This window comes from Anaerobacillus alkalidiazotrophicus, assembly GCF_001866055.1.
Genome location: NZ_MLQS01000001.1, coordinates 1,317,464 through 1,328,951, shown reverse-complemented (window position 1 = coordinate 1,328,951; position 11,488 = coordinate 1,317,464). Strand labels below are relative to the sequence as shown.

Genomic DNA, 11,488 nt, shown 5'->3' with positions numbered 1-11,488 from the left:
TCAAAAGCGGCTTTTTTTACACACTTTCATCTGCAAAAAACTTACTTAAATCTTCTAATAGCTGACCCTCATCCGTTCCATCAACAGTTAAGGTTATCGCTGGATTGGGAACAAGCCCTAACGACATCACCCCCATAATACTTTTACAATCAATTTCTATTATCTATTTCTACATAGACAACTGAAGAATATTTAGTGATATATTAACAAGTTGATAAGCCGATCGAGCTTGTAGTCCAGTTTCCAAGTTTACAATATATTTTCTGAAATTATGTTACAAACATTTCTTCCAAAAATTTCAGGATTTTATCATTAACTCAGCTATTTTCTACAATTTGAATTATAGTAAATCCAAATGGTTCTAACTCTACTTTAGAACTTTTTATTAACTTAGCATCCCATAAATCGATTGGTTTTTTTTCTGTAAAATCATACGGAAGGTTGAGTTGTATGTCTTTATTTGAATTATTTACAGCAATTAGGATTGTTTCCGTAGCTGATTTTTTAGCATAAATGAAGTGATTAGTTTCACTATTTGTTTCAATCAATGCAAATTCACCGTAATTACCCAAAACAGGATACTCTTTTCTTAAAGCAATCATTTTTTTGACAAAACTAAATAATTCAGTATCCTGTTCTTCTTCATTCCAAACCATACATTTACGGCAACCAGGATCGTTTTCACCATCTAAACCAATTTCATCTCCATAATAGATGCACGGGGTACCAATAAATGTGAGTTGGAATAAAAATAGTAGTTTCAATTTTTCTTTATTATCTGAACAAATGGTTAATATCCTTGGAGTATCATGACTTCCTAATAAATTAAAAGCTACCTCATTCACATGTTTCGGATAAGAACAAAGAACCTTCGATAATTGCTGCCCAAATTGTTCAGCATTCAGTTCAGATTTTGCAAAGAAATCCAGCGATGCTTCGGTAAACGGATAATTCATAACCGCATCAAATTGATCACCCAGTAACCACGGCATAGAATCGTGCCAGATTTCTCCTAAAATATAGGCATCCGGTTTTAGCGTTTTAACGACTTGACGAAATTCTCTCCAAAATTGATGATCAACTTCATTTGCTACATCTAACCGCCATCCATCAATATTAAATTCTTCAATCCAATAACGCCCAACTTGAAGTAAATATTCTTTTACTTGTGGATGTTCTGTATTTAACTTTGGCATTGCATGAGTAAACGCAAACGTATCATAATTCGGTTCGGGTAAAGGTTGAACCGGAAATTCCTTTAGGTGAAACCAATCTTTATATTCAGACTGTTCCTGATTTTTTAATACATCTTGAAACGCTTCGAAATAAAACCCACTATGATTAAATACAGCATCGAGCATGACACGGATACCATTCTGATGGCAAATATTTATTAACCTTTTAAACGTCTCCTTATCCCCAAACTGTGAATCAATCTCAAAATAATCAATCGTATCATATTTGTGATTCGATTTCGCCATAAAAATTGGTGTAAAATAAATCCCATTTATCCCTAGGTCCGTTAAATAATCAATATTGTTAATAATTCCTTCAAAGTCACCACCAAAGAAACTATCAGCCTTCGGATCTCTACTACCCCATGGTAGCGTTCCTTTAGGATTTAATTTAGGATCTCCATTTGCAAACCGCTCAGGAAAGATTTGATACCAAACTGTCTCCTTCACCCACTCTGGTGCTTTAAATATATCTACTTCATTTAGAAATGGAAAGCAAAAATAAAAACTAGTATCACGAGGATCTTTTTCTTTAAACCCTCTCTCACCGTAAACAATTCTTTCATTTTGAGAGTAAAGCTCAAAGCCATAACGTAAGCGCCGGAACTCTGGTTTCACTTTAACAAACCAGTAATCAAATAAATCATCTGTTCCTTCTAAAGTCATAGGTTTTGTTAGATTCGACCATCCTTCTTTCGTCCACTGGTATGGATCACCATAAATCAAGTATGCTTTTGTTAAATCACCTTTTTTTGCTTTTAGACGGATGTGTAGTGTCTCTCGATCAAAAGCATAAGCAAAATTGTCTTTCGGTCTGTGATAAATTGCTTCTTTAAACAAATTCGTTCTCTCCAATCCATAAATTAATTTAAATTGTTCTTCCACACTAAAATTCTTTCTATCAATCCATTATCTAATAGAAATCGCTCTTAAGTAACCGCATTCATTACAAAGAAAGTGGCTTTTATTATGAAGTAGTAGAAAAATATACCCTTGATTTCCTATAGTGTTATTATTCAATTTAAATTAGAGAGAAAAGACACCAAAAGTAAAGCTAAATATAACGAAATACACTCTCAACTAAAAGAAACAAAGCAACGATCGTTGCTTTGTTTCTTTTAGTTATAACTATTATTCTCAAGAATTTCATCTATTTCTTTTGCTGCTTTCGATAAACCTTCTTCTACACTAATCTTTTCTAAAAAGATTAGTTCTAAGTAAAGACTATAAATATCATTAATATTCTCAAATTTTGGAACAGAGGGAGGTAAAAATGCATCACCAATACTGTCTAAATATGGTTGATAATATGGTGTTTCATCATAAAATCCTGATAGATTAACATATTTATTGGTTGGCATTAAACCCGTTTGAGCCATATGCGTTTGTGCATCTATATCTGTCATCCATTTAATAAATGTCCAAGCGGCATCCTTATGCTTCGCCGCTTTTGAAATAACAATATTTTCTCCACCTAGAATAGCTCTTTTTCCATTACTAATTGGAAATGGAGCCGCCACCGTGACCTTATTAATAGAAGTAATCTGTTCTAAAGAGTAACTACTATAAAACCAAGGCCCCTCATCAATGACAAAATTTTGACCATCTAATACGTTAATCCATCGGTTACCATGAGTGACCAAATTACCTTTATTAAATAAATCTAAAAGTTTTAAAACAGCATTAACGCTGTTCTCACTATCAAGATAACCTGTTGCTTTTGTATAATTGGGGTCCAGCAATTGCCCGCCAAGACCATAAAAATAATGTAGCGATCCCCATATCGAGAAATGATCCATACTAATAACAAACTGATTTCTTTCAACGATATCAATTAGCTCATCCATAGTTTTTGGTGGGTCCTCTTTAGAAGCTTCAAGTAACTCCTTGTTATAAATGCTAGCTTTTGTAAAAATATTTAAAGGGACTCCATAATATTTGCCGTTATAATAATTTGACTGTAATGGTGCCTCATAATACTGACCTTTCAATTTCTCAAAATCTTCAAATTCACTTACAGGATACAAAAGATCAAGTTGTGCAATTGCTGGAGTCCAATTGATATCCAACCTAATAACATCTGGGGGCTTGCCTGTAGATGCTCTAGAAATAATCGCAGACCTTAGCTGCATATTATAATGGTGTCGAACTGGCTTCACTTCAATCATTGGATATTCCGCCTCAAATAAAGGCAAGATAATAGTTTCAAAGATATGAGTCTCCGCCTCATTATAGGTATGCCAAAAAATAATCTGCTCTTTCGTTAGTTTACTTTCTACTGCTGGGCTGCTGTTTCCAATAATCGTTTGATTACCACAGCCTACAAGCAGTAATATCCCAATGACCAAACTATAGAAAATTTTATGTTGCAACCCCCACACAATTCCACCTCCTACTTTTGATGCTCTGTCCGGTAATCAACAGGTGAATACCCCGTCATTCTTTTAAATAATTTACTAAAATATTTGACATCTCTAAAACCAGATTTGGCTCCAACTTCATAAACCTTTAATGAAGTATGAATTAACAATTCAGTTGCCTTTTTTATTCGAAGTTCAATCACATAATCGATAAACTTTTGATCACTAAACTGCTTAAACAATATACTAAAATAATTTCTACTTATATGAATATGATCAGCAACTTTTTGAAGCGTCAGCTCTTCAGTATAGTGTTGGTGAATATAACTAAGGGCTCTTTCCATTAATTCATTATCACTATTGTGTTTATGACTTTGCTCTAATATCAGCTGATTACATTCTGCAATATTTTTATTAAGTATAATAATTAATTCATCAAGTGATTCTGCTTGTTGGAGCTCCTGACATTTATCAATTAGTATTGAGAGATTTAACTTACCTACAAATAAGCTAGATAATATATCACTTGCTTCTTGCTTAATGACTGTAGCTTGCAACTCCTCTTGCTTCCATTCGTTGTACATTTTTTCCATAAACATCGCTACTTTATTTTGGTCAACTGGCATGATAAATTGCTTCATTTCATTTGTCATCAAACGTTTTCCACTAATTTCTTTTGGCTCCACATAGGAAAATACTGATTCTTCAGGGTTAAAAAAACGTCTCTCACAAGCTAGGGAACTTCGCCTTATACCTTCACTAGCTTCTTCTATTTTTGAAATTACATCATATCCAAATGAGAAACTTACCTCTGCCTCTTTAATCAATACATCTTGTAATTGATGTATCATTTTTTTTGAATCAAGTTCAGTATTGATGAAAAAAAGTAAATCTGCATCGCCAATTGAAAAGCAAACCCCACGCTCAAATTCGCAGTAAAAACGCTCTTGAATCTCTTCAAGAATAAAATTTTTGTATAATACCCCATATCTTTCTTCAATCATTGCTAAATCATTCATTTTCATATAAATGACAAGAATTGAACCAGGCATCATCGTACAAATTTCATGATCACGAGAAAAAGCTTTTCCTTTTAATAATAAACGTTTAATTTCTTGCTCTTGCTTTTTCCGTTCATTCAAGTTGGTAGATTGATCAGCAAACATTAGTTTTGTCTCAACTTCCTTTTCTTCATTCAAGAGCTTAACACACTTCTGAATTAATTCGACAAACTCTTCCTGTTCTAATGTTGGCTTTAATACATAGTCAATTGCCCCATATTTAATACCCTCTTTGACATATTCAAACTCGTTATAACTACTAATTAATATAACTTTTAATTTTGGGTAGAGCTTCAAAGCTTTCTTCATTAACGTCAATCCATCCATGATGGGCATGTTAATATCCGTAATTAATATGTCAACATGGTTTTCCATCATGACTGTCAAGGCCTCTTCTCCATTTGGAAAATCTCCTAAAAAAGTTAATCCCTCTTTCTCCCATTCCACCGAAGCCTTTAAACCAAATCGAATAACAGGCTCATCATCAACAATCATAACGTTATACACGCTTATCACCTCTATTTTCTGGTTTCAAGATCAATTTTACGCTTGTTCCATCCTTACTACTATTAATTTCAACTTTTGAATCTGATGTGAAATATAGGTTGACTGAGTCAAATACATGAAGTAAACCGATGCCAATAGACGCATTAGATACGACAGTAGACTGTTGAAGCGCATTTAATTTTTCCATCTCCATCCCTCTACCGTTATCACAGATGACTAATACAATTCCACCTTCTGACTGCCGTCCAGAAATATGAATTATACCTTCCTTACCAGTTGGCACAATCCCATGAAAAATTGCATTTTCAACAATCGGCTGAAGTAACATTTGCGGAATAAGAAATTCATAAACATCATCATCAATATCTACTTGAAGATGAAAGGTTTGATCATAACGAATTTGCATAATAATAATAAATTTTTTTATAATGTCTAATTCTTCTCGGATAGGAACAAACGTTCCTTTTTTACCCATATTTGCTTCAAGTAATCTCGTTAATGCAGTTAAAGCCTTATTAGCACGATCAACCTGTTTAAAGTTAACTAACCATCTAACTGTACTAAGTGTATTAAATAAAAAATGTGGGTTAATTCGGTGTTTAACTACTCGTAACTCCGCTTCTTTTTTTTGAATTTGTTCCCTTTTCACCTGCTCCATTAAGTGTTCAACTTTGTCGAGCATCCGATTAAACTCCATACTCATCAATCCAATTTCATCGGATGTTTGTACACTCGTTCTAACATTGAGGTCCCCTTCACCAACAAGCTTCATCTGACTTGTAAGGACTTTAATTGGGTTAGTTACTCGATTAGCAAAAAAGTAACCAATTACTATGGCTAATATAAAGAAAATAATAGATGAAAGAATAACAACTTTTTGAACTGATAGTAATTGATCAGTAATTTCTTTAATGGGAACAGTCCCTACTATCATCCAGCCATTTGCGAGTGGCTGCTTTACTCCATAGTGATTAATCCCGTCTTCTACATACTCAAACTCTATTTCTTCTCTATCTACTATACGATGATATAACTGGTCATTTGAAATCGTTTGATTGATCTTCTCAATATCTGAATTGATCATAATTCTTCCTTGTTGGTCAACAACGAAAAAACGCCCTGTTTTTCCTAATTTAAGCTGATTTATATTATCAAGAACAGCATTTCCATCAAGAAAAACTTGGATGTAAGCAATATTATTTAAATTGTCGAAATTTTTCATTACCCGACTAATCGGTAAGACCAATTCAGTGCTTTCTTCTAAACCACTAAATCGTTCATATTGAAGCCCCTCCCAAAACAACTGTCCATTTAATTCAATTGAGCCAATTACCCAATCTAACCTATTTAGATTAGTCTGATAGAATTTTTCCCATGAAAAATAGCGACTTACCCAAATGGTTCCTTCTTCTTTTAATACATAAATCATCTTGACAAGTGAGTTTGAATGAATATGGACGCTTAAGAATGAATTCATCAGTTCATTGTTTTGCTGACGAACACGGTCAGGAAGTTCCTGATCCAAATCCATTTTAACTATCTCCTGAAGCTTTTCACTACTATAGATAAGATCCGACATATCACTTCCGGTTGTCAAAATGTTTGAGAGCGAATCTGCTGCTTGACGGGTAATTTGAATTGAAGATTCTCTTACATTTTCTTTTATTATGTTAGAAGATGACACATAAAAGAAAATACTAATAAACAAGGTGGGAATTAAGCTTACAATTAAAATACCCAAAATAACCTTTGTCGCAAATTGAGTTTTTTTCATATTATTATTGATCATCTTATCACTCTTTTTATACATAATTTCTGTTTTACCATTCATAAATTTGTTGTTATGTTAAAGGAATATGACTTGTCCTACATACTAGCTTCATTGGATATAATATTGTTCCCCTCACTATAGAGTAACACACACTTATTATCTATCGTTAATCAACTGTTAGAAACCGTTTCCACAAATATCATAGTGTCTTATATTACGATTAATCTCTCGTCGTTATTTATACAATAAAAAACGGTGTCTTATTTCTATATAACGTAGTAAAAAAAGACACCTTTATATAAAAACGTTACATCAGGTACTCTCCTTCAATAATTTCCACCTTCTAAAAGTGTGAAAAAACACCACTTAATCATTAATTAAGATGGTGTTTTTTATTTTAAATGTCAGCTCTTTATTTTTGCAATATTACTGTGGTATAGGCTGGTATCTTTAAGACATTACTGTTTAATTCAATTTCCTCAATATTCCCAATGTAAAAAAAGTATTTTTGATATTTACTCAAATCACCTTCAAGGTCTATTACTTTTATTTCACTTGTTAAATTGTGTACAACGAGTTTCTCTTCATTGTCAGTTGCTCGTTTAAAGGACAAGATGCCTCGCTCACTTATACGTGTACTTTTTATTTCTCCTGCAATTAACGCTTCACTAGATCTTCGTGCATAAATCAATTCTTTATAATAATTTAATAAGGAATTTTCATCTTGCATTTGAGTTTCTACATCAATTCCATTTTCACTACTATGATACCGATCTATCCTCCACGTTGTTTGACCCACTCCCTTAGGATCTTCATACCACCTCATCGGCAAACGAATATCTTCATCTGGTTTCTTACCTAACATGCCAATTTCTTCCCCGTAATAAATATACGGATTTCCTGGTAATGTTAATAATAATGCTGCGGCCATTTTGGCATGGTTCATATTATTATTTAGTTCACTCATCACACGGTTCATATCATGATTGGTAATAAAAGTTGAGTCGATAAAGTCTTCAGACATTTTATTGAAATAATTTCTTGTTCTTTCAAGTTCTGTCACTAACCCAGCGTCAGCTTCAGACCTTACAGAAGCTAAAATTTTATCAGATAAATCAAAATTAAAGGCTGATTGTAGACCACCATCTAAATATGGAGCAACGACTGTTGCTGTATCCCAAATTTCTCCTACTAGGATTACTTCAGGATTTACTTCTTCCATTTCACTTCTAAATTCTCTCCAAAACTGATGATTTTTCTCTTGATAATCACTTCCATGGTATGAACTATATATATGTTTGGCAGCGTCCAACCTGAAACCATCAACTCCAACCTCTCCAAGCCAAAACTTTCCAATTTTATAGATTTCTTCTCGGACTTTTGGATGATCAATATTCAAATCAGGCATTCCATCCCAAAACACACCTTCGTAAATATTATTCCCTGTACCGTGCCAAACTTGTTGTCCCCATTCTCCCCGTTGACTAGTGTTTGTATCTTCATCTGCCCAAACATAAAAATCACGGTATTTCTCATCATTTTTAAGTGCTGCTTGAAACCATGGATGTTCTCTACTAGAATGGTTAATCACAAAGTCTTTAATTACTTTGATTCCTCTTTTGTGTGCTTCTTCAATAAACTCTTTAAAGTCATCGAGGGTCCCATGTTCCGGGTTTACATCCATATAATCAATGACATCATATCCATGATAACTAGGCGATGGATTAATTGGCATTAACCAAATCCCTTCTACACCCAACTCTTGTAAATAATCAAGTTTGGATGTGGCTCCCTTGAAATCCCCAATTCCATCTCCTGTTGAATCATAAAAAGCTCTAATAAATATTTCATAATAGACACCATGCGGCTCAATTGTTTTCAGATTTCCCCTTTCAAATGTTATTTGGTTATTTGTTTTGTCTGAACAACCAACCAACAAAAATATGACTGCAAGTACGACTGTTAAAACTAATCTTTTTTTCTTTTTTAACATAAATTCAGCTCCTGTTATTATTCTTTTAAAAATAAAGCTGAACTTCAATCAGTGGGGGTTTTCCTTCATCCCCCACTGATTGTTAGTTCAACTTATCGGACCTTTAGGGGCAGTTTATCCCCCACCTAAACTTCTCGATTTTCTTAAGTTTTGAGGTGGGGGTCTTACTTGCCCCTTAAGAGTGGGACAAACGAAAAATATAGAGAATGAGAGTCTCCTTCTAAGAGACTCTCATCAAAACTACTGTTTCATACAATTATTTTCCACCGCGAAATTTTAGACGAATCCAAAGAATTTAGCCTTTATTCGCTCCTGCTCTTAACCCTTCTGTTAATGGTTTTTGAAGTACCATAAATAAGATCGTGATTGGAACAGCTACAAGTACTGCCCCTGCAGCAAACGTAGTAAATTCCGTGTTACCAAGTCCTTGTACCATCTCAAAAAGGCCAACAGCTAACGTTTTATTAGTATCCGTCCTAAGTACAAGTCTTGCTAAAATAAAGTCCATCCATGGTCCAATAAAGTTCATTACCGCAATAAATACCAAGATTGGCATTGAAAGAGGCATCATTATTCTAAAAAAGATCGTTAAATGTCCAGCTCCATCCATTTTTGCAGCTTCTTCTAAACTTCTTGGCATTCCATCGAAATACCCTTTTACAAGCCATGCTCCAAATGGGATTGATCCACCTGCGTAAACTAAAATTAAGCCCCAATGATTATCTAAAAGATTCATTTGTAGAAGTAAAATATAGATAGCGATCATCGCCATAAAACTGGGAAACATTTGTAGTACCAAGATGGTCATCAAACCAGCTCGTCTGCCCGGAAAACGGAAACGTGAAAAAGCATAAGCTGCAGTTAGAACTAAAAAGGTCGATATAATCATATTCCAAAAAGCAATTTTAAGAGTATTCATATACCAACGTGCATAGTCGGTTTCGGTAAACAAATAAATATAGTGGCGAAGTGATAAGTTTTCAGGAAGTAAACTCGTTGCAAAAAGCGTATTTCCAGGGTTTAGTGAACCTATAATAACAAAGTAAACAGGATATAAAATCATAATACTCGTGACTATTAGCACTCCATATATGGCAAACATCCGGATAAATTTTTTTATTTTTTTATTCATCATTTCATCATATCCTCTTCTTTAAATGCTCTTGTTTTACTAAAGTTCCAAACAGAGAAAATTGCCACTACAATAAAAATTAATAGTCCAACTGCAGATGCCATAGCAAATTGGTTATGGTCAAAAGTCATTTTATAAATCCAACTAATTAAGATATCTGTCGAGCCTGCATAGCTATAATCTGGATTTGTCGGACGTCCTTCTGTAAAAAGGTAGATCATATTAAAGTTATTAAAGTTACCCGCAAAACTCATAATTAATAGTGGTGACGTTGAAAACATAACAATTGGAAACGTAATACTTTTAAACTTTTGCCAAGCGCTAGCGCCATCAATTTCCGCTGCTTCATATTGTTCTTTATCAATCCCTGTCATGACTCCTGCCATCAAAATCATCCAAAACGGGAAGCCAAACCACATGTTCACACCGACTAATGTTATTTTCGCCCATGTCGGGTCAGAGAAAAATGGAATTGCACTAAGTCCCCATTCCGCTAAAATCGGAAAATGATCTATTAAGTTATTGATATATTTATTGATTGGTCCAAACTGACCATTAAAGATATTACGCATGATTAAAATCATAACAAACGCAGGAATTGCCCAAGGTAAAATAAATATTCCACGCCAAAACCGTTTGAATTTCACACCTTCAGAATTGATCAATACGGCGTAGAAAAATCCTAGAAAGAACGTCGTAAAAGTTGTGAGTACCGCCCAAATAATTGTCCATGTAAACACACCGTAAAACGTTCTGCTCCATGAGTTTCTATTAAATAGATCAATAAAGGTCTGAAAACCAACCCAATCGACTAAATTTCTTGGCGGTAGGTAGTTAGGTCCTGAATAGTTTGTGAACGCAATCATAACTGAAAAGACTAGAGGTAAAATTGTTAAGAAAAGCGTAAAAATGACTGTTGGAGTTAAAAGAATATAGGCAAATCCGTTCTCCCAACTATTTTGTAATGATTGTCTAAAGGTTCGTGGTACTAACCCTTTATCTCTTGCTCTTCCGACTTTATAAGCATCACGTACACTAATAATATAAACACATACAATAATCAGCGCTATTAATATAGCGATAATTCCTTCTATCATTAAGAAAATGGAATGGTGTCCTTCAAAAACAACTCTTCCTCTTTCACGAATTTGAGGTGTTTCTCCTAATGTACGAAGTCCCCACATCGCCCATTGAAAAGGTTGCGAATAAAAAATGATGATGTATAACCATAGAACTATGAAGAAAAGACCTTTTACAATTTGTCGATTGTAAATTTGTCCCAATCCCATAAATAGAAAAGATAATAAAGAAGCGATAAAAGCTTTGGTTTTTATGAAATTTACTAATGATTTATTTTCAGTTGGTTTTGATTCTGGAGTCGGTAATCCTACCATCTTTTGTCCCACCTTTATTTGAAGGTTCCCAATCT

The 11,488-nt window shown here is 33.9% G+C and carries 8 protein-coding genes; all 8 read right to left on the bottom strand.

The features are described from left to right. Positions 1–16 precede the first annotated feature (16 nt). Positions 17–154 carry an HPr family phosphocarrier protein gene (locus BKP45_RS21470; RefSeq protein ID WP_281243132.1) on the bottom strand — a complete coding sequence of 46 codons (138 nt, stop codon included), beginning with the start codon at positions 152–154 and terminating at the stop codon, positions 17–19. A 163-nt stretch (positions 155–317) separates the two neighbouring features. Then, positions 318–2,075 carry an alpha-glycosidase gene (locus BKP45_RS06445; RefSeq protein ID WP_071388835.1) on the bottom strand — a complete coding sequence of 586 codons (1,758 nt, stop codon included), beginning with the start codon at positions 2,073–2,075 and terminating at the stop codon, positions 318–320. Positions 2,076–2,353: 278 nt separating this feature from the next. Then, complete coding sequence (locus BKP45_RS06440; protein ID WP_071388834.1) at positions 2,354–3,616, bottom strand: extracellular solute-binding protein; 1,263 nt, start codon at positions 3,614–3,616, stop codon at positions 2,354–2,356. A gap of 11 nt (positions 3,617–3,627) precedes the next feature. After that, positions 3,628–5,163 carry a response regulator transcription factor gene (locus BKP45_RS06435; RefSeq protein WP_071308217.1) on the bottom strand — a complete coding sequence of 512 codons (1,536 nt, stop codon included), beginning with the start codon at positions 5,161–5,163 and terminating at the stop codon, positions 3,628–3,630. Further along, the gene (locus BKP45_RS06430) at positions 5,156–6,952 is read right to left on the bottom strand and encodes a cache domain-containing sensor histidine kinase (RefSeq protein ID WP_071388833.1); all 1,797 of its coding nucleotides are present in this window, start codon (positions 6,950–6,952) and stop codon (positions 5,156–5,158) included. Before BKP45_RS06430 ends, BKP45_RS06435 begins: the two co-directional genes overlap by 8 nt. A gap of 394 nt (positions 6,953–7,346) precedes the next feature. Next, positions 7,347–8,927, bottom strand: a complete 1,581-nt coding sequence (locus tag BKP45_RS06425) for an alpha-amylase family glycosyl hydrolase (RefSeq protein ID WP_071388832.1) — start codon at positions 8,925–8,927, stop codon at positions 7,347–7,349. Between the two features lie 295 nt (positions 8,928–9,222). Then, entirely contained in the window at positions 9,223–10,059 is an 837-nt protein-coding gene (locus BKP45_RS06420) for a sugar ABC transporter permease (protein WP_071389063.1), read from the bottom strand. Next, a complete protein-coding gene (locus BKP45_RS06415) occupies positions 10,059–11,453 on the bottom strand; it encodes a carbohydrate ABC transporter permease (RefSeq protein ID WP_084787646.1) in 1,395 nt (464 codons plus the stop codon). The genes BKP45_RS06420 and BKP45_RS06415 overlap by 1 nt, the downstream gene beginning before the upstream one ends. Positions 11,454–11,488: the final 35 nt, after the last annotated feature.